Below are 18,057 nucleotides of genomic sequence, written 5' to 3' on the forward strand. Positions count from 1 at the left end.
ACGCCGCGAGCGAGCCGCGTGGATGCGGACCTATCCGAGCAATCCCTTCAACCCCGCATAGATCGAGCCGACGCCGGTCGCGGCAACGCCGGCCAGCGGCCCCAGAGTCTGCATGAGATCCTGAATCAGGCGGGCTCGGCGACGCAGTTGCTCTTCGCCGACATGCTGCCCCAGCAGGCGCGCCACGCGGAAGGCGAACGCGTTCGGCTTGCCGCCTTGGGTCAGCACACGCGGTGCGATCTGGAAGATCACGACGCTGAGTATGTTACCTGAGACGAAGGCAAGCAGGATGCTGGCACCATATTCGAACACCTCCCGCCACTCGATCCAGACCGTCGGGAGAATGGGAACACCATCGTGCACTCCTGTCACCGTGAGCATCGCGAGGATACTGACACTTGCGGCCAGGAACGCCAGCACGAGGGCCGTCAGCGCGGACACCCGGTGCAGCGGATAGGCGAGAAAACCGAACAGGAGCGGTATGACGATCGATGCAATCCGAAGCGGGACCGGCGACACGTTGAACGTGATGGTCACCAGCACATGCGCGATCACCAGCAGCAGCGATGGAATACCGACATAGAGCACCGCATGCGTTGCGTAATAGCGCAGCGGATTGTTGTAGCGCTCGAGCCGGACATTGACCCGATCAAGGTCCCGCCTGAGCTTGTCCAGATCGGCAACGATTTCTTCGATTTCGAGCAGCATCGGTCGCACGACGCGTAAATCCCGCGAGCAATGCTTGCACGCGATGGCTTCGTCCTTGATCGTCTCGGCGCAGAACGGACATTCCATCGCTAGAGCGACTTTCTCCGCCTCATGAAAGCCTCGACCTCGCTCCTGGCCCGCTTCAGCTCGTCGCGCAGTTCCTCGCGCTTGCGCAGGAGATCATCGCGCTCCGCAACCAGTGTGGCGGGAGCGGCGATGTCGCGCCCGCAGGACGCGCAAACCAGCGCGCCCTCCATATTCTCGGAAAGGCAGTAAGGACATGTCACCTGGGTGCGACCTTCAGCGTGAAGACGGTCGTGCCCGGCCGGCCATCACTGTCCTTGATGTCGACCCGCACCGCGTATTCACCTGGCGGCAGCTCTGCATCCTGCATGTTGATGCCATCGGGTTTCACGAAGGGCTTGATCCGAGGGGTCAGGTCGACGTTCGGCGTCCGGAGGAAGATCATCTTGACGGACTCCGGATCGATCTTGGTCCCGCCGAACGACTCGAACTTCAACATCAGCTGCATCGGTGAGCTGACGGAAGCGCCGGGGGAAACGAATTCGACTTTTGGACCGCGCAAGATGCCGCGCCTGTCCGCAGCGACCGCGCCTTTCGGAGGCGGCAGCTTGGCTTCCTCCTCCGTGATCAATTGAATCGCATGCGACGTCCCCGGAACCAAGAGACATGCGGCAACGAACCCGACCAAGACATTCCGCTTCATTCCCTGCCCCCCTTCCCTCATTTGATCGTCAACGTAAGCCGCCATCGCCGATGATCGTGTACGGCGCCCAGAACAGCGGATGCGCATAGGCGAACTCTGTCTTGCCTTCGCTGTTGAGATAGCCCGAACCATCGACGAGCGCCATCGCCGCCTGGCGCAGCGCTTCGCTGCGCGGCAGCTTGGGATCCTCGGCCTGCCGCTTGAACAGGTCGGTCACGAGCTGCCGCGCCGACTGTGAATGCACCGACCAGTTCGTCACCAGCAGCGCGCGCGTTCCGGCATAGAAGAACGCACGCCCGAGCCCGGACGCTGCCTCGGCCCCTGCTCCGGCCCCGGCTCCGGTGTTGCAGGCCGACAGGATAACCCAGTCCGCATCGAGCTTGAGACCGAGTATCTCCTCCATGGTCAGGAGGCCGTCGCCGCCCTCGCCCGTCACCGCCGGCGACGACAAGGCGAGCGCCGGCTGCGTCAACCCGTTCAGCTCGCCCGGGACCAGTCCATGGGTGGCAAAGGCCAATATCCTGAAGCCGGACAGGTTCATGCTCTTGACCGCGCTCTCGGTCGCGCTCTTGCCGAGAAACAGCACCTTCGAGGGGTCCGCCTGCAGGGCCAATGCGATCGATTTTAGCTCGTCGGCGGTGTCGGGCAGGCGAGGCAACAGACCGAGCTCGGCGCTGTCGACACCTTCGAGCTTGGGACTGTTGCGCCGCTTCAGCGGACCGCCGCGCGTGATATTGCCGCCGGCATCGGCGACCTGGATCTTCTCCCCGCCGCCTTCCGCCTCGGCGTGCTGTTCGCTGTTGAAATAGGGATCGCCGAAGGCCACGAGGTCGCCGCGGCCGGGCTTGCCCGGCGGCAATTGCCGCAGGGTGCGCAACGCCGCCGCCGACGGCACCGTCGACACCGCATGGGTTCGCGCCAGCCACGGCACGTTGCGATAACCGACGAAGAGTGGGTCCTCCTCCGAGGCCACCTCCGCCGGTGCGGTCGGCAACAGAGACAAAGGCAGCAATCCCAGCGCCCCGTTGGTCACGACGATCAGGTTCTTGGCCGGCTTCCAGCCGCTCTCGACCGGCTTGAGCAGCAGCTCGTAGAGCTCGTGGCCGAGCTTGAGATCGAACGGCGGAATGTCCGAGATCATCGCGGCCTGCGGCTCCAGCGCTTCGCGCAGCTTGCGGATCTTGGTCTCGATGTCGCCGCTCTTGGCCTGGACCGGCGCGAACACCACCGGTCCCGACCTCGGCACCGCCCAAACAAAGCTGCCGTTCTGACCGAAATAGAACGACAGCATGGCCTCGTCGTCGGCCAGCGTCGCGCGGATCTCGGCGACGCTCGGCGGCTTGGGCGACACGAGATCGGCATAGGTCGGGAATTTCTGCTTGATCTCCTGCCGCGCCTTGTCGCGCTGGCCGCGCAGAGTCCCGATCGAGGCCTGAATCTGCTGGACGCCTTTTTCGTCGCGCTCCGCTGCGGGAAGCGCGAGCACATTGTTGAGCGTGCCGAGCTGGGCGTTGACCTGCTTGGTGAGATCCTGCTCCTTGCGCACGAGTTCGGCGAGCGCGGGATCCTTTGCCGCCGCACGCGCGCTCGAGGCTGCCAGCGCCTGCTGCACCGAGCGGCCGCGGACGGCATCGGCGAGGCTAAACGTTTCTTCGCCGATATCCTTGCCTGCTCCTTCCCTCCCGAGCAGCAGCAGATAACTCTCGACGATGGTCTGCAGCCGCTGGCTGCGCGCGGCCACCACAGTCGTGTTCTCGTCATCGGCGTTTTCGTTGGCGCTCGCCATCATGACCGGGATGGCGGCCTTGAACTCGCGGATGGCTTCTGCATCGCGGCGGGCGCGCATCAATCCGACCGCCAACGTGCCGCGCGCCGAGGCGGTGTCGAAATGATTGTCCCCGACCCGGGCGATCTGCTTCTTCACGAGCTGCTCGGCGGCGGCAATGCCCGCGTCCAACTGCCCGGAACCATAGAGCGACAGGATACGAGACGGATTGAGCTCGAACACCTGACGGCGCTGCGGATCCCATCCGGCGACGGCCTTGTCGATCCGCGCAAACATCTCGCTCGCTTCGGCGTTCTGGCGCCGGAGCGTCAGAATGCCGGCGAGCTGCGACAGCAATTGCACCGTTGCCTGCGAGTCCTCCGGCACGCCCACGGTCTTGTTGATCTCGAGCGCGACGCGGCCGAGCTTCTCGGCCTCTTCGTAACGGCCCTGGTCGACCAGAATGCCCGCCAGGCCCATCACGAAACGCGGCGTGACAGAGTTGTACTTGCCCGTGTCCTTCAGTCGCGAGAGCAGCGCGCGGCGCGCATCCACCTCGGCCTCGGCGAGCCTCCCCTGCTTCGCTTTCATGCGCGCCTGGCTCAACACGGCCCCGTCGATCGCCTGCAGCAGAATGGTCTCCGCCGGCGGATCGTCCGAGTCCATGATTGCCTTCATGCTTGCGCGCTTGCGCAGCTCGGCATTGCGGTAGGCGGCCTCGGCATCGGCAAACTGTCCGCGCGCCTCGAAGATCAAGGCACGAGCGAGCTCCAGTTCACCTTCCCAGCTCTGGCCGAACTTCGCATAGGCCGCCCGCCAATTGGGATGGCCGCTGGTGCGGGCCTCCTGGATCGCGGTCTGGCTGCGGCGGAGATAGGCTTCGGCCTGTGAGAGATCGCCCATCTGGATGAGAACAGCTGCAATCCCGCGGTTCGTCACGAACTGCATGCCCTTGGCACCGGGCATGCTGGCCGATTCGCGCAAGAGCCTCTGCATGATCTCGAGCGAGCGCCTCGGATCGCCGGCAACGGCGTGCTGCAGGGACTGAAGCTGCAGCATCCGGCCCAGCAAGTTCGGATTGACGGCGCCCCGCCCGACTTCCACGGCCTTGTCAGCGTCGGACATCGCTTCGCCGAGCCGGCCGAGCTGCGCGCGCGCGTTGGCGCGATCGAAGTAGAGCTGAGCGAGGTCCTGACGGGATTCCTTGCCGGTGGGTACGGCATCGGCGTCCGACTTCAATTCGGCGATCATCTTCTCGTCGGGCTTGTCGCCGTCGAGTACCGCCGTGATGTCGGCAATGCTGCGCGGCGGCGCGACGAAGTCCTTCGGAAGTGCAGTGCCGGCTTCAAGCTTGGGGGCAGTCTCCTTTGGAAGCTCGACGGCAACATTGGCGCGGCCATTGGCGGCGTTCAGCGCCGCCATCGCGCAGGCCCTGACCTGGGGCGAAGCCTTGGCGCGGCAAGCTTCGAGATTGGCGCCGCCGGAGCGCATGCAGGCCTGCACGATCGGCTTGCCGACCGTCATCCGGCAATTCTCGATCGCCGCCTCCCTGGACAGCGCGGCCGCGGAGCCGGTCGATAGAAGCAGAATGGCAAGTGCCAGCAGCTGGCGCGAGGTGACGTCCGGACGGCTCTTAAACGGACCAATGGCGTCTAAGCTCATCGAAGGACCTTTGGGAAAATGACTTTAAGAAACGAGCTGATCCTATCCCGACCGCGGGGAAGGACAAGGGCAATCAATGAGGTTCCCGGCCGCCTCAACGGGGCCGGCCCGGCTCTGGCCGGCATGCGATCCGAGGATCACGCACGGATACGCGGCTCCAGGCCGGTCGCGCAGATGGACCGCGGCGAAAGCCGCGCGTCACCCCTTGGAGACGACCGCCCGGCCGTAAGGCGGCTGCGCCGCGACCGGCGGGTTGGCGGTCTGGGCGGCGAGTTCCCCGATCAGGCGATCGGCGTCGGCGGCCATGCCGTCGGGCGCCTGGATCACCAGGCGCTCCAGCGCCCAGCGATAGGATGAGATACGCTGCTCCAGGCACTGCTGCACCCACTGGATGATCAGCGAATTCTCCTGCATGCGCGCGACCGCGTCGGCCTTCTCCCGCGGCGAGAGCGCGGAGACACGCGCCATGCTGGCATCACGCTTCCTGTCGAGATCGATGACACGGATCGCAGTGCCGAAGAACGGCTCGAAGCGGGTGATGTCGTTGCGCACGTCCTCGATCAGCTGTGCATAGCGCGAGGAGTGCGAGCGGTGCGGCTCGTCGATCAGCGTGCGTCCGTACATGGTTCGGTCGAATACGACCTTCTGCCGCCAGGGCGAGGGCAGCGCCTTGTAGTCGCCGAACACGCTCTTCCACGCCGGGCGGGATAGCGGCGGCTCGATCATGGGATAAGCGAGATCGCGAAGCTGGCGCTCCTCGTCGGTGAGCTGGAATTGCGATGGTCTCAAGCCGACGCTGGACGTGACCTCCGCGCCCAGCCAGCGATGCATGTCGTCGCTGCGCATGCTCTCGCGGGTGCGGCCGAAATCGCCGCCGCTGCAGGCCGCGAGCAACGCGCCTACCAGCGCGAGCAGGGCGGCCGATAGGAGGGGCCGGATCTGGCGGATGGCGTCCGGCATTGCATGGAGCCGGATGTCAGCGGCGACGACGACGGCGCCTGGGCGCCGTGCCCTGCTCCGGCCCGCGGTCGCCGCTGGTTTCGTCCGCCTCGCGCTCGATACGGATCACGGGAAGGATCAGGACCGTTCCCTTGTCCGCGCGCGGAGCGACATCCCCCGACGAGCCCACCCGGCGACCGGCCGGAAATTCAATGATGGTCCCCATGTCAGCTCTCTTCGATTGCCGCGCGACCGAACGCGCCCCTGCAACATGCATTCATTAAGATCAGCTCATGGTTAACGGGGTGTAAACGCGGTGGCCGGACCGTAGCCTCACGGCACGGGCATGCCGTCCCGTTGCGGCACGACAACAGCTCAAATTACGGGGCCGGCTTCACGCCTCGTTTTCCTTAACGAGGCTTTAAAAGAACCTGCGCTAAGTTCCTTGGGAAGTACTCTTTTCCGAGTTGCGTAAGTCTCCATGACCAAGTCGCTGTTTCCCGGATTCGACGGGCTGATGACCCTCTCCCGTCGCGAAGGTGTCGATGTCCGTCCGACGCTGCTCCGCGTGCTGACCGACCTGTATGTCCAGACGAGCACCCACAGCGACGACGAGCAGCGGCAGTTCGTCGAGCTTGCGACACGGCTGATCGACCAGGTTGACGATGCGACGCGCGCGGCCGTCAAGGCGCGGCTCGCGGTCTATCCGCATACGCCCGTCCCCGTTCTGCAGAAGCTCGGGCTGGTCGCGACGCAAGAAGGCCGCCGGGTGCCGTTGGCCAGGGAGATTCCCGCTCCGCCGGCCGCGCCCTTACCGCCGCGCGAGCGGACCGATGCCGAGCAGCGCATGGCCGCCAACATGGCGATGCAGCCGAAGGAAGCGGCCGAGATCCACGACATGTTCTTCCGCGCCGGCGCCTCCGAGCGCGCGCTGATCCTGCACAATCTTGCGCAGACACCGCTGAAAGCCGCCCCCCGCATTCCGACCGTGCGCGCCAAGCGCGCGATCCAGATCCTGGAGATGGCCGCGATCGCGGGCGACGTCGAGAGCTTCGCTTTCGAGCTCGGCGACAGCCTGATCCTGCCCTCGCGCGTCGCAGCCCAGATCGTCGACGATGCCGGCGGCGAGGCACTCGCGGTCGCCGCGCGCGCGCTCGACATGCCGAGCCCCGTCTTCCAGCGCATCCTGCTGTTCTTCAAGCCGGAGATCGGGACGTCCGTGAACGCCGTATACCGGCTGTCGCGGCTCTACGATCGCCTCAGCGACCGCGCGGCCCTGGTGATGCTGGCAGCCTGGCGCGGCTCGACGCTTGCCGTGACGCGGGCGAAGTACCAGGCCGGTCTGCACGACGGCGAACGCCAGCGCGCCCGTGCCGGAGCAAGTCAGACGCGGCAGAGCATGCAGCCCGGTGCGATACCGCCGCGCCGCACCGGCACCGATGGATCTTCGGAGCGCTGATTTGCACGGCCGCTGCCAAGCGTGAGGCGCGCGGCATCTCGGCTCGTCATTGCGAGGAGCTCCTGCCACGAAGCAATCCAGAACCCCTCCGCGGACGGAGTCTGGATTGCTTCGCTGCGCTCGCAATGACGGTGAAGCAGCGGCTACGTCTTCGCCAAATCCAGGAAATGCCGCCCGGCGCGATCCTCGGTCTCGACGATCCAGGCGTCCGGATCGAAGCGGATTTCCTTCGTCAGCCGTTCCTCGACGGTTTGCTCCGGCAGTGGCTGCGGCGCGACCGGCACGAAGAAGCGATCGACGGGCCGGCCGTCGTCGTAGACGGTCTGCGGCGCCGGTGCATAAAGCATCGCATTGCCGTCGAGCAGCGACACCTTGACGAACACCGCCCCCGCCTCCTCGGCGCCACGACGCCGCACGGCGCCGAACACGCCCTCGGTCTGGCAGCGGCGCAAGTAAGCCGCCACCCAAATGTTGGATTTCAAACGCATGAGTCCGACGATAGGCCAGCGCGAGGCCTCACGCCAGCCTCACCTCGTACGTCTCACGCCTTCCGCGTGCCGTCCTGACCACCGCGAATCTGCGTCGCGATGAAATATGACAGCGGCATTGCGAGTGCAAATCCCACCGCCACGGCATAAGGAATGTTCCTGATGGCATCGGCGGCGAAGCTCGGGACCATCAGCACCACGATGAGGCTGATGCCCGCCAGCGTCGTGCCGAGCATGATCCAGACGAGAATCGAGACCTTGAACATGATGACCTCTCTTCCTTGATAAGATGAGCCATCATGGTCCTGCGGCCGCCGGCCGTCATTGATCCCACTCAAATCGCGATTGTAGCGGATCCCGCCTGTCGTGCCGACGCCGGCAATTGACTTGCGTCAATGACAATTGACGTTCGGCTATTCGACGGGATGGCCTATCGCAGCGGCAAGTTCGCGCAGCAGCCGATCGGACAGCTGCCCGGTGACCGGCATCTTGTGCTCGCGCTCGAATTTCTGAATCGCGGATTGCGTCTCGCCACTCATCGTGCCCGTGATCTTCAGATTGCCATAGCCGTATTCCGAGAGCGCGCGCTGCACGCCGGCGATACGGCGCGCGGCCGGGCTTTGCACCGGAACCGGCGCAGGCGGACGGAGAGCCGAGGGCGGCGTCGAAGTCGTCGCCTTGACCAGATTGGCCATCGGATCATTCGCGCGCGTCGCCGCGGTCGTCTCGACGGCTTTTTCCGGCGGCTTCTCGGCGGCACGTTCGGCGTGTTTGGGCTCGATGCGGAACTCGGTCGCGCGCGGCTCGAGCGGTGAGGTGTCGGCGCCGACGGGCCGCGGACGCGGCAACGGATTCGACAGCGGCACCGCCGACGGCGCGGGAAGATTGATCACCGTGCCGAACATCGGCGCGGGGTGCCGCCCGGTCTGGAGGAACAGCGCATTGGCAACGATCGCACCGATCGCGCCGACGGCGACGAGGCCAGCCAGCGTATCCTTGGGGCTGTGCAGCAGCACGCGCATCACGAGGTTGCGCTCGGTCTCGACGTCGATGACCGCGGCCTTGGCGCCACGGCGGCGCGGAGCGGTTTCGTCCTTGGCAGGCTTCCTAGGCACTTTTCTTCACCGGTGCGGGTTCGTCCTGAGTTTGATCTTGAAGGTCCTGACGCAGCACAGGCGTCAGGGTCGCGATTTTGCTCTCGCTCGGCTTCTCGTTGGCAGGCTTGACCTGCGGCGGCGTGTAGACGAGCGGCAGCTTGACGGTGACGGCAGTGCCCTCGCCCAGCCTGCTTTGTACCGTCAATTCGCCGAGATGCAACGCCACGAGGCTCTTCACGATCGAAAGCCCGAGACCGGTGCCTTCGTGACGGCGCTGATAGGTCTTGCCGGCCTGGAAGAACGGCGCGCCGATGCGGTTGAGGTCGTCGGGAGCGATGCCGACCCCGGTATCGCTGATGCATAGCGTCAGCTGCGAACCGGAAACCGCAGCTGCCACGTGAACCTGACCGCCGCGCTCGGTGAATTTGATGGCATTGGCGACAAGGTTGAGCACGATTTGCTTGAAGGCCCTGGGATCCCCGGTCATGATCGGCAGGTCCTGCGGCGCGTCGGTGACGAGGTCGATACCGCTTTCCCGCGCCTTCAGCGCCAGCAGATTGCAGCAATGGAGCAGCGAGGCGCGCGGCGCGAACGGCTCCGATGCAATCTCGAAATTTCCCGATTCCATCTTCGACATGTCCAGGATGCCGTTGACGACCGAGAGCAGATGCTGCCCGGAATCGTTGATGAGCTGAGCGTATTCCTTGCGCTGGGCCGCGCCCAGCATCAGGGCCTGCTCCTGCGCGATCATCTCGGAGAAGCCGATGATGGCATTGAGCGGCGTGCGCAGCTCGTGGCTCATGGTGGCGAGGAAACGCGTCTTGGCGGCATCGGCAGCTTCCGCCGCGCTGCGCGCCTGATCCAGTGCCTGCTCGAAAAGCTTCCGATCGGTGACGTCGCGCATCACGGCGACGACCTCGGCCTCGTGGGTGGAATCACGACCGATACCCTGACGGCCCGGATCCCGTTCGAGCGGGCGGCAGCGCATCTCGACCCAGATGAAATCGACCTGACCGCGCTCGGAGTCGCCAGGCTCCCGCCGCAGCCGGAACTCGACGCTGCGCACGTCGCCGCGTGCCGCGTCGGACAGAGCCGTGAGATAGGCCGGCCGATCGGCGACATGGACGCGGTCGAAGAGGCCGTGGCCGAGCAGCCCTGCCACCTGCGTGCCGAGCATGGACTCCGCCGCCGGCGAGATGAACTGTACCGCGCCGCTGCGCTGATGGCGCGAGATCACATCGCTCATGTTCCGCGCCAGCAGGCGGTAACGCTCTTCCTCGCGTGACAAGAGCGCCACTCCGGTGCGCGCGAGCGACTCCGCGCCAAAGGCGAGGCCCGCGGCATAAAAGGTTGCAGACGCAACGCCGAAGGCCATCAGCACGGCGCGCTCGGCAGCGCTCGGCTCGGCCACCGGCAGCCAGCCGAATTGGCTGATCAGGATCAGCATGCCGGCGCAGGACAGCGCGAGCACCGAGGCAAAGGCAACGACGCGACGCGAGGCCGACAGCGCAGCTTCGAGGGGAACCACGATGAGCCAGACCGCGGCGAATGATTCGATGCCGCCCGTCGTGACCGCAACCGCCATGATCAGGCCGGCGAGCGCCAGCGAAGACAGCACATGCGCGCCCTCAAAGCGGCCGGTGCGCGACAAGAACCAGGACAGCGTGATTGGCGCGATCAGCCAGGCAAAGGCGGCGACCTCGATCGCACCGGGTGCGCCGCGCATGGCGAGATAGAGCGGGAATGCGGCGAAGGCTGCGAGGCTGCCGAGCAGCCGCGGCGCCATGAAGGCACGATGGCGCGCTCGCATCAGCGCATCGTAGCGCGCGGAGGGATGCAGCAGCGCATCGAGACAATCGCGGATGATACTCAAAACTGTCACGGGTCTCGCGCTTCGACTCAATCGTCTCTTGGAAGACGCGCCGGAACGCCTCCTTGTCGTTGAGCCACCGTGTCAGAGCGACCTTAAACGAGTGCTAAGGCGCCACCGCATGTGGCCGGACATCGCCCCATCGCGTAGCTTTTTAGACGATTTGGAGATGTCTTCATTAGGGATGGTGAACACAGGGTTTCACCTCGCCGCGCATGGTTTCGAATTGGTGGATGCGGGGCTGCCACGGCAAATCACGGGCGCGAACGTCAATCGAAAATTTACGACACCGCCGATTGCGAAGAATTCTGCGTAAATTTTCCGCGAATTAAGCTCAAGGCAATCACTTGCGATTTATCGAGGCTTGCTAGGTCCGGCCTCCGCGGGAGATCGCCGCGGGCGGACTCTAACAGACAGGTCGCAGGATGCGCTTTCTGCTTCGCATCACATTCTGGCTCGGGCTGGTGCTTGTGCTCCTGCCGCGGGACAAGACGCCCGAATCGGAGAAGCTGCCGCAGATCGGCGCCGCCGACGCGGTGCAGGCTGCGACCGCGGCCGTCTCCGACATGACCCAGTTCTGCAAGCGCCAGCCGGCGGCCTGCGAGGTCGGCGGACAGGCCGCGACCATCATCGGCCAGCGAGCCCAGGACGGCGCGAAGAAGATCTACCAGATCATCAACGACAAGAAAGAGCAGATCACGAACGAGAAGAACGAGAAGACCGACAAGAAGGCGCCCGACCATACCGGCTCAATCGCGATGGCCGGCGAAGGCGACATTGCTGCGAGCGAGGCGCCGCGCGACACCCTCAGCCAGGACGACCTCGCGCTGGAATGGCGCGGACCCGAAGCTGCGAATTAGCACCCAACCCTATCGATTTCACGGCTCCGCGTCCCTATATTGGCTGGAATGGAACTATTGGCCAGCATGACGACAATCGACGAAATCAGGGACAATTTCGAGCTTCTTGACGAGTGGGACGACCGCTATCGGTATGTCATCGAACTCGGCCGCACCCTGGAACCGATGTCGGAGGCGGAACACTCCGCCGCCAACAAGGTGCAGGGCTGCGTCAGCCAAGTCTGGCTGCAGAAGCTGGTCGACCGCAGCAACGGCGAACTAACCCTGAAATATCGCGGCGACAGCGACGCCCATATCGTGCGCGGGCTGGTCGCGATCGTGCTCGCGCTCTATTCGGGCCGAACGCCGCAGCAAATCCTCGATACCGATGCGATCGCGGTGTTCAACGAGTTCGGTTTCCGCGATCATCTGACGCCGCAGCGCTCCAACGGCCTGCGCTCGATGGTCGAGCGCATCAAGACCGACGCGAAAGAGGCACTCGCGGAAGCGTCGTAGAAATTTACTTCCGCTTCCGCTGCTGCTGCCCCAAACCCATCTGCTTGGCCAGCTGCGAGCGCGCCACCGCATAGTTCGGGGCGACCATCGGGTAGTCGGCGGGCAGGCCCCATTTCTCGCGGTATTGCTCCGGCGTCATGTTGTACTGCGTGCGCAGATGGCGCTTCAGCGACTTGAAGCGCTTGCCGTCCTCCAAACAGACCAGATAGTCGGGCGCGATCGACTTCTTCAGCGAGACGGCCGGCTTGGCCGGCTCTAGCGGCGCGGTCTCGGTACGGCCTGACGACACCCGCACCAGCGCGCCATGCACCTGGCTGATCAGGTTCGGAATCTCGGTCGCGGGCGTCGGATTGTTGCTGAGATAGGCCGACACGATGCTCGCGGTCAGCTCGATGAAATTCTTCGCTCCCGCGTCCGACATGCATCCATCCCTTCTCCGGCCTGCGTCTCACCGGATTGACGATGCCAAAGTATTCCGTGTCAAGAATACATTGGGCTGAAACAGGACAACTGACGACGATGCCGTGATTACTGGGAACGGCGTTGCTCTACTTGAGCCGGGCGACCTCAACCGCGCTGATCGAGATGGGCGCGGAGTTCGTCGATCGAGGCAAATCGCATCATCCCTTCCGGCATCTGCGCCTCGATCGAGCCGTCGGAATAAAGTGAATAGGCCATGCCGTCGACGACGCCGGATTTGAGGACCGTCACGGGTGCGGGCTCGACAGGCGGCGGCGGTTCGGGCGCAGGAGTCGGGGCGGCTTCCGCAAAGGTCGAAGGCGAGCGCGGCGGCGGGCGGCGCGAGCCGCCTGGCGGCTCCGGCGGGCGTGTGCGGTCCGGCTTCGGCCAGGCAACATCAAAGCTCGCGGGCGGACTGTCAGCGGCTCCGCTCGACTCCTCGGGCGGCAGCGCACTTTCAGTGCCTTTCGTCTCTGCGCGCTCACGCTCCTTGCGTGAGGTCGAGGCGAACAGCAGGTTGCGCCGACGCGGCGCTTCAGGCGCGGCGGGCGGCGTAGCGGCTTCCGGCTCCTGCGGTCCCTCGGCGCGCGGCCGCTCGCGCGCAGCAGCTTCGCTCTGCCAGGGTGGCGGGCTTGCCGGCGGCGGCGCAGGCTCGCCCCTCGCAGCAGCGACCGGCTCGGGCGCGAGGCCGTCAGGCAGGGCCAGGCCGGGCAGCACGGGCCTGACCCGAACCTCGGACGGCGCGATCGCACCAGCCAGCCGGCGCGCGATACCCTTCAGCTCGAGCAGCACCAGATGCATGCCGACCAGTAACATTCCGGAGCAGACGCCAATGGTGCCGGCGATTATGAGGGTCCCGCCGAGGCTGAATTCCCTGATGGTCAGGCCGGAAATGATCGCAAGGAGACCCGCCAGGACGGCGCAAATCCCCACGATCAACAATGCCAAGTTCATCGAACTCACCCCCGGGGGCCGCGCATCCACACGCGACAACCGCTACGCCACGATACCGTCATACGATGTTCCACGCCAACGGCGAATTGAGGGCCGTGTTCCCAAGGGGAAGGAAATCAGGGACTTATTCACATTCCCTTCAGCTCCGGCTCACTACTGCTATGGCTGCTCTCAGGCAGGCGGAATTGCTGCATCGCATCAGGAATTTAGCCATAATGGCCAATTACTTGGTAATGGAACTGCGCTATAGGGAATCCGGGGAGCAGGCCCGCGCGCACCAGTTGGGCCTAGAGGGGATTCCGGGGCACCGATAGCCATGACATCGATCACGACCTCGGCGATCGAGACGCCCCTGCGGCGCTCGGTCGAACGGACTTGCGACGATCTCGCCATGCTGGTGCTGGCTGCGGTTGCCGTCATTGCAGGCCTGACCTTCCGAGACTACGGGCTCGGCTGGGACGATTACACCCACGCTGAATATGCGGACTTGCTGCTGCGCATGTTCGGTTCCGGCTTCAAGGATACCGCGGCGCTCTCCTTCGCCAATCTCTACATGTATGGCGGCGGCTTCGACATGGTCGCGGCCCTGCTCCACAAGGTCATCCCACTCGAGTTGTTCGAGACGCGACGCCTGGTCGGCGCCATCGTCGGCGTGATCGGGCTTGCCGTGACGTGGCGGCTCGGCCGCCGGATCGGGGGTCCCCTTGCCGGTCTGGCCTCTCTCCTGCTGCTCGCGCTCTGCCCGATCTTCTATGGCCACATGTTCATGAACCCGAAGGATGCGCCCTTCGCGGTGTCCATGATCATCCTGATGCTGGGGCTCGTCCGCCTCGCCGAGGAGTATCCGCAGCCATCGCCGCGCACGATCCTGATCGTCGGCTTGGGCGCAGGCCTGTCGCTCGGTTGCCGCGTTCTCGGCGGGCTCGCGCTTGTCTACGCCATCATTGGCTTCATACCGCTGTTCCTTGAGGAATTGCGCAACGAGGGCTTTCGCGAGTCTGTCCGCCGCTTCGCCCATGTCATCTACGTGCTGCTGCCCGGCCTCGTGCTCGGCTACCTCGTAATGGGGCTGATCTGGCCGTGGTCGATCATGGAGCCCGCCAATCCTTTCGAGGCGCTGACCTACTTCTCGCACTTTTTCGAGAAACCCTGGAAGGAGATGTTCGACGGCGCGATCGTGTCCGTGCCCGACATGCCCTGGTCCTATCTGCCCACGCTGTTCGCACTCCAGTTGCCCGAGGTGATGCTGGTGCTGATGGCGGGCGCCGTAGTCGGCACCTTCGCCATGCTCCTGCACCGCAAGGTCCCCGCGCGGCGCAAGACCATCCTCCTGATGCTGACGCTCGCCGCGACCCTGCCGCTCGTGATCGCCATGGTGAAGCGGCCGGCGCTCTACAACGGCATTCGCCATTTCGTCTTCGTGATCCCGCCGATGGCTGTGCTCGGGGGTGTCGCCTTCGCCTGGACGATGGAGCGCCTGCGCGCCAATCACCGCACATGGCAGCCGGTCGTACTCGCGACCTTCTGCTTCGGCCTGGCGCTCCCGCTCGCCGAGATGATCCGGCTGCACCCTTATCAGTACACCCACTTCAATCACATCGCAGGCACCGTCCGCGGCGCGGACAACCGTTTCATGCTGGACTATTGGGGCCTCGCGCTGAAGCAGGCCTCCGACGAACTGCGCGAACAGCTCGTCGAGCGCCAGGAAGTGCCGCCCAGCAGTCGCAAATGGAAAGTCGCGGTCTGCGGTCCGCAGCGCCCGGCCCAGGTCGCGCTCGGCCCCGACTTCACCATCGGCTGGGACTCCAACGCGGCCGATTTCGCCATGACGCTCGGCGAGTTCTACTGCAAGGGCCTCACGGCGCCCGTCATGGTCGAGATCAAGCGCGACGACGTGGTGTTCGCCCGCGTCTATGACATCCGCGGCCGCAGCATTTCCAGCCTCCTGTCGATCCCGGCGCCGTAGCAGTTTTCTCCGGGCCGTATCGCTTCCGCCTTCACTCTTCGAGCTACGGCGGACAAGCATGCGGGCTGCGCGCGACAGCCAAGCTCCCCGCGCCTTGCCGCAAACTTCGACCAAGACTACGCTTCGCTCCGCAACAACGAAGTTCGGAGAGACCAGCCATGTCGCCAGCAGAAGCCCGTCTGAGGGAAGTGCCGTCCAACATGACGGAGGCGGAGTGGCAGCAACGGGTCAACCTCGCCGCCTGCTATCGCCTCGTCGCGCTGTACGGCTGGGACGATCTGGTCGACACCCACATCTCCGCGCGCGTGCCCGGCCCCGAGCATCACTTCCTGATCAATCCCTACGGGCTGATGTTCGAGGAGATCACTGCTTCCAGCCTCGTCAAGGTCGACCTGCACGGCAACCAGCTCTCCGAGAGCGAATACAGCATCAACCCGGCCGGCTTCACCATCCATTCGGCGATTCACGAGGTGCGTGAGGACGCCATCTGCGTGCTGCATCTCCACACCCTCGACGGCACCGCGGTGTCGAGCAGCGCGGAGGGCCTGTTGCCGCTGAACCAGACCGCGCAACTGGTCACCCACGACCTCGCCTATCACGACTATGAAGGCATCGCGCTCGATCACGACGAGCGGCCGCGGCTCCAGAAGGATCTCGGCGACCACAACCACATGCTCCTGCGCAACCACGGCACCCTCACGGTCGGCCGCTCGGTCGCCTCCGCTTTCGAACGCATGTATCATCTCGAGCGCGCCTGCTCGATGCAGGTGCGCACCCGCGCGCTGGGCACGCCGGTCTACCCGGTCGATGGCACCGCGATCGACAAGAACACCGAATTGCTGTCGAACCGCGACCGCGCCGAGCTGCGCGCGACCAACCTGGTATGGCCGCCCTTGCTGCGCAAGCTCGACCGCGTCAACCCCGGCTACAGGTCTTGAGATATCCGTGACCTGGTGTAGAATAGCTCCAACGAACCTCTACGCCTTTTGGAATGAAACGCCGCCCAATCCCGGGCGGCGTTTTTATCTGGCAGCCAATCCGCTCGTCGTGCGCGGGCTTGACCCGCGCATCCATTGCAGAATGATCTGGCCTGATGGATTGCCGGGTCAAGCCCGGCAATGACGCCGCTGATGCCGACCTCTTACTTCACCTCCGCGAGCGCCGCGAGAATGCGGGCCCAGGAGCGGATGCCCTTCTGGAAGCTCCGCAGGTCGTATTTCTCGTTCGGTGAATGGATATTGTCATCGTCGAGACCAAAACCCACCAGCAGCGAGTCGAGGCCCAACGTGCGCTTGAAGTCGGCGACGATCGGGATCGACGCACCTGAGCCCATCAGCACCGTCTCCTTGCCCCATTCCTCCGTCAGTGCCTTGCTGGCGGCGGCGAGCGGCTTCATGCTCCAGTCGAGGGCGACAGCGGGCGCGGCGGAATGGTCGCCGAACTCGACCTTGCAGTCGCCGGGAATCCGCGAAGTCACATAATCGCGGAAGGCCTTGCGGATCTTCTGCGGGTCCTGGCCCTGCACGAGGCGGAACGAGACCTTCGCCGAGGCATGCGAGGGGATCACCGTCTTGGAGCCCTCGCCGATATAGCCGCCCCAAATCCCGTTGACGTCGCAGGTCGGACGCGTGGACGCCTGCTCGATCAGGAGCCGGCCCTTCTCGCCGGCGGGAAGCGACAAGCCGACGGGCTTGAGGAACGTGTCGGGCGTGAATTCGAGCTTCTTCCACTGTGCCAGGATGTCAGCGGGCGTGTCCTTCACTCCATCATAGAAGCCTGGAATGGTGATACGGTTGTCATCGTCGAACAGGCCGCCGAGAATCTTCGTAAGCACCCGGATCGGGTTCATCGCGGTGCCGCCGAACACGCCGGAATGCAAGTCGCGATTGGCAGCGGTAATCTTCAGCTCCTCGTAAAGCAGGCCACGCAGCGAAGTCGTGATCGCCGGCGTGCTGGGATCCCACATGCCGGTGTCGCAGACCAGCACGTAGTCTGCTTTGAATTCGTCCTTGTTGGCTTCGATGAAAGGCACGAAGTTCTTCGAGCCGACCTCCTCCTCGCCCTCGATCAGGAAAGTGACGTCGATCGGCAGCGAGCCCGTGACCTTCTTCCAGGCGCGGCAAGCCTCGACGAACGTCATCACCTGCCCCTTGTCGTCCTCAGCGCCGCGCGCGACGATGATCTTGCGGCCATCGGCATGATCCGCGACGGCGGGCTCGAACGGCGGACGGTGCCACAGATCGAGCGGATCAACCGGCTGAACGTCGTAATGGCCGTAAAACAGCACGTGCGGCCGCCCGCCCGCTCCGGTCTTGCCGACTACGGCGGGATGGCCCGCGGTCGGCCGTACCTCGGCGGCTACACCGAGGCTGGCAATGTCCTTGGCGAGATGCTCGGCCGCAGCCTTGCAATCGTCCGCGAAGGCCGGGTCGGCCGAGATCGACTTGATCCGCAACAAGGCGAACAGGCGCTCCAGACTGTTGTCGAAATCCTTGTCGATGTGGTCGAGCACGGATTGGAGCTGCGTGTTGGACATTGGCGTGTTCCTGATTGCGGGGTCTCGATATGTCTGCGCTTTTAACGCCGGCGCCGCGCCAGGACCAGTCAC

General features: G+C 64.8%; 18 protein-coding genes. 5 read left to right on the forward strand and 13 right to left on the reverse strand.

The window, feature by feature from the left end:
- Nucleotides 1-30 precede the first annotated feature (30 nt).
- The 6 genes from ASG57_RS28460 to ASG57_RS28480 all read right to left on the reverse strand — a co-directional run bounded on the left by ASG57_RS28460 (nucleotide 31) and on the right by ASG57_RS28480 (nucleotide 6,027).
- A complete protein-coding gene (locus tag ASG57_RS28460; protein WP_024339812.1) occupies nucleotides 31-795 on the reverse strand; it encodes a hypothetical protein in 765 nt (254 codons plus the stop codon).
- Between the two features lie 2 nt (nucleotides 796-797).
- On the reverse strand, nucleotides 798-995 hold the full coding sequence (locus ASG57_RS38475) for a hypothetical protein (RefSeq protein ID WP_024339811.1): 198 nt from the start codon (nucleotides 993-995) through the stop codon (nucleotides 798-800).
- Nucleotides 992-1,231, reverse strand: a complete 240-nt coding sequence (locus tag ASG57_RS39510; RefSeq protein ID WP_230646486.1) for a hypothetical protein — start codon at nucleotides 1,229-1,231, stop codon at nucleotides 992-994. The genes ASG57_RS38475 and ASG57_RS39510 overlap by 4 nt, the downstream gene beginning before the upstream one ends.
- A gap of 232 nt (nucleotides 1,232-1,463) precedes the next feature.
- Nucleotides 1,464-4,862: a CHAT domain-containing tetratricopeptide repeat protein gene (locus ASG57_RS28470; protein ID WP_024339809.1), complete on the reverse strand. Its 3,399-nt coding sequence runs from the start codon at nucleotides 4,860-4,862 to the stop codon at nucleotides 1,464-1,466.
- Nucleotides 4,863-5,060: 198 nt separating this feature from the next.
- Nucleotides 5,061-5,822, reverse strand: coding sequence for a hypothetical protein (locus tag ASG57_RS28475; protein WP_024339808.1), 762 nt, complete (start codon nucleotides 5,820-5,822; stop codon nucleotides 5,061-5,063).
- Between the two features lie 16 nt (nucleotides 5,823-5,838).
- Nucleotides 5,839-6,027, reverse strand: coding sequence for a hypothetical protein (locus tag ASG57_RS28480; RefSeq protein ID WP_024339807.1), 189 nt, complete (start codon nucleotides 6,025-6,027; stop codon nucleotides 5,839-5,841).
- A gap of 255 nt (nucleotides 6,028-6,282) precedes the next feature.
- On the opposite strand from ASG57_RS28480, the gene ASG57_RS28485 reads away from it, so the two are divergent.
- On the forward strand, nucleotides 6,283-7,260 hold the full coding sequence (locus ASG57_RS28485) for a DUF2336 domain-containing protein (protein ID WP_057198513.1): 978 nt from the start codon (nucleotides 6,283-6,285) through the stop codon (nucleotides 7,258-7,260).
- 143 nt (nucleotides 7,261-7,403) lie between these two features.
- Here ASG57_RS28485 and ASG57_RS28490 read toward each other — a convergent pair whose 3' ends face one another.
- The 4 genes from ASG57_RS28490 to ASG57_RS28505 all read right to left on the reverse strand — a co-directional run bounded on the left by ASG57_RS28490 (nucleotide 7,404) and on the right by ASG57_RS28505 (nucleotide 10,727).
- Nucleotides 7,404-7,748 (reverse strand): DUF1491 family protein, encoded by a 345-nt coding sequence (locus ASG57_RS28490; protein WP_024339805.1) that lies wholly within the window; start codon nucleotides 7,746-7,748, stop codon nucleotides 7,404-7,406.
- A gap of 53 nt (nucleotides 7,749-7,801) precedes the next feature.
- Complete coding sequence (locus ASG57_RS28495; RefSeq protein WP_024339804.1) at nucleotides 7,802-8,014, reverse strand: hypothetical protein; 213 nt, start codon at nucleotides 8,012-8,014, stop codon at nucleotides 7,802-7,804.
- A 147-nt stretch (nucleotides 8,015-8,161) separates the two neighbouring features.
- Nucleotides 8,162-8,863: a peptidoglycan-binding domain-containing protein gene (locus ASG57_RS28500; RefSeq protein ID WP_057198515.1), complete on the reverse strand. Its 702-nt coding sequence runs from the start codon at nucleotides 8,861-8,863 to the stop codon at nucleotides 8,162-8,164.
- On the reverse strand, nucleotides 8,856-10,727 hold the full coding sequence (locus tag ASG57_RS28505) for a PAS domain-containing sensor histidine kinase (protein ID WP_057198517.1): 1,872 nt from the start codon (nucleotides 10,725-10,727) through the stop codon (nucleotides 8,856-8,858). Before ASG57_RS28505 ends, ASG57_RS28500 begins: the two co-directional genes overlap by 8 nt.
- A 413-nt stretch (nucleotides 10,728-11,140) precedes the next feature.
- On the opposite strand from ASG57_RS28505, the gene ASG57_RS28510 reads away from it, so the two are divergent.
- Nucleotides 11,141-11,575, forward strand: a complete 435-nt coding sequence (locus ASG57_RS28510) for a DUF5330 domain-containing protein (RefSeq protein ID WP_024339801.1) — start codon at nucleotides 11,141-11,143, stop codon at nucleotides 11,573-11,575.
- Between the two features lie 66 nt (nucleotides 11,576-11,641).
- A complete protein-coding gene (locus tag ASG57_RS28515) occupies nucleotides 11,642-12,070 on the forward strand; it encodes a SufE family protein (protein WP_024339800.1) in 429 nt (142 codons plus the stop codon).
- Nucleotides 12,071-12,074: 4 nt separating this feature from the next.
- Here the strand turns inward: ASG57_RS28515 and ASG57_RS28520 are convergent, their stop codons facing one another.
- The gene (locus tag ASG57_RS28520; protein ID WP_007608200.1) at nucleotides 12,075-12,491 is read right to left on the reverse strand and encodes a Ros/MucR family transcriptional regulator; all 417 of its coding nucleotides are present in this window, start codon (nucleotides 12,489-12,491) and stop codon (nucleotides 12,075-12,077) included.
- A 146-nt stretch (nucleotides 12,492-12,637) separates the two neighbouring features.
- Nucleotides 12,638-13,483 (reverse strand): hypothetical protein, encoded by an 846-nt coding sequence (locus ASG57_RS28525; protein WP_024339799.1) that lies wholly within the window; start codon nucleotides 13,481-13,483, stop codon nucleotides 12,638-12,640.
- Between the two features lie 316 nt (nucleotides 13,484-13,799).
- Here ASG57_RS28525 and ASG57_RS28530 point away from each other — a divergent pair, with 316 nt between their 5' ends.
- Together ASG57_RS28530 and ASG57_RS28535 are read left to right on the forward strand one after the other, a co-directional pair.
- The gene (locus ASG57_RS28530; RefSeq protein ID WP_024339798.1) at nucleotides 13,800-15,449 is read left to right on the forward strand and encodes an ArnT family glycosyltransferase; all 1,650 of its coding nucleotides are present in this window, start codon (nucleotides 13,800-13,802) and stop codon (nucleotides 15,447-15,449) included.
- Between the two features lie 158 nt (nucleotides 15,450-15,607).
- On the forward strand, nucleotides 15,608-16,387 hold the full coding sequence (locus ASG57_RS28535) for a class II aldolase/adducin family protein (protein ID WP_024339797.1): 780 nt from the start codon (nucleotides 15,608-15,610) through the stop codon (nucleotides 16,385-16,387).
- Between the two features lie 203 nt (nucleotides 16,388-16,590).
- On the opposite strand, the gene ASG57_RS28540 is transcribed toward ASG57_RS28535, so the two are convergent.
- Entirely contained in the window at nucleotides 16,591-17,985 is a 1,395-nt protein-coding gene (locus tag ASG57_RS28540) for a M20/M25/M40 family metallo-hydrolase (protein WP_024339796.1), read from the reverse strand.
- Nucleotides 17,986-18,057: the final 72 nt, after the last annotated feature.

This window comes from Bradyrhizobium sp. Leaf396 (genome assembly GCF_001424605.1).
Taxonomy (GTDB): Bacteria; Pseudomonadota; Alphaproteobacteria; order Rhizobiales; family Xanthobacteraceae; genus Bradyrhizobium; species Bradyrhizobium japonicum_C.

Coding starts and splice junctions, on each gene's coding strand:
- ASG57_RS28460 (WP_024339812.1), bottom strand. CDS start 795: ATGGAATGTCCGTTCTGCGCCGAGACGATCAAGGACGAAGCCATCGCG.
- ASG57_RS28490 (WP_024339805.1), bottom strand. CDS start 7,748: ATGCGTTTGAAATCCAACATTTGGGTGGCGGCTTACTTGCGCCGCTGC.
- ASG57_RS28510 (WP_024339801.1), top strand. CDS start 11,141: ATGCGCTTTCTGCTTCGCATCACATTCTGGCTCGGGCTGGTGCTTGTG.
- ASG57_RS39510 (WP_230646486.1), bottom strand. CDS start 1,231: ATGTTGAAGTTCGAGTCGTTCGGCGGGACCAAGATCGATCCGGAGTCC.
- ASG57_RS28495 (WP_024339804.1), bottom strand. CDS start 8,014: ATGTTCAAGGTCTCGATTCTCGTCTGGATCATGCTCGGCACGACGCTG.
- ASG57_RS28535 (WP_024339797.1), top strand. CDS start 15,608: ATGTCGCCAGCAGAAGCCCGTCTGAGGGAAGTGCCGTCCAACATGACG.
- ASG57_RS28530 (WP_024339798.1), top strand. CDS start 13,800: ATGACATCGATCACGACCTCGGCGATCGAGACGCCCCTGCGGCGCTCG.
- ASG57_RS28540 (WP_024339796.1), bottom strand. CDS start 17,985: ATGTCCAACACGCAGCTCCAATCCGTGCTCGACCACATCGACAAGGAT.
- ASG57_RS28520 (WP_007608200.1), bottom strand. CDS start 12,491: ATGTCGGACGCGGGAGCGAAGAATTTCATCGAGCTGACCGCGAGCATC.
- ASG57_RS28515 (WP_024339800.1), top strand. CDS start 11,642: ATGACGACAATCGACGAAATCAGGGACAATTTCGAGCTTCTTGACGAG.
- ASG57_RS28480 (WP_024339807.1), bottom strand. CDS start 6,027: ATGGGGACCATCATTGAATTTCCGGCCGGTCGCCGGGTGGGCTCGTCG.
- ASG57_RS28525 (WP_024339799.1), bottom strand. CDS start 13,483: ATGAACTTGGCATTGTTGATCGTGGGGATTTGCGCCGTCCTGGCGGGT.
- ASG57_RS28475 (WP_024339808.1), bottom strand. CDS start 5,822: ATGCCGGACGCCATCCGCCAGATCCGGCCCCTCCTATCGGCCGCCCTG.
- ASG57_RS28470 (WP_024339809.1), bottom strand. CDS start 4,862: ATGAGCTTAGACGCCATTGGTCCGTTTAAGAGCCGTCCGGACGTCACC.
- ASG57_RS28485 (WP_057198513.1), top strand. CDS start 6,283: ATGACCAAGTCGCTGTTTCCCGGATTCGACGGGCTGATGACCCTCTCC.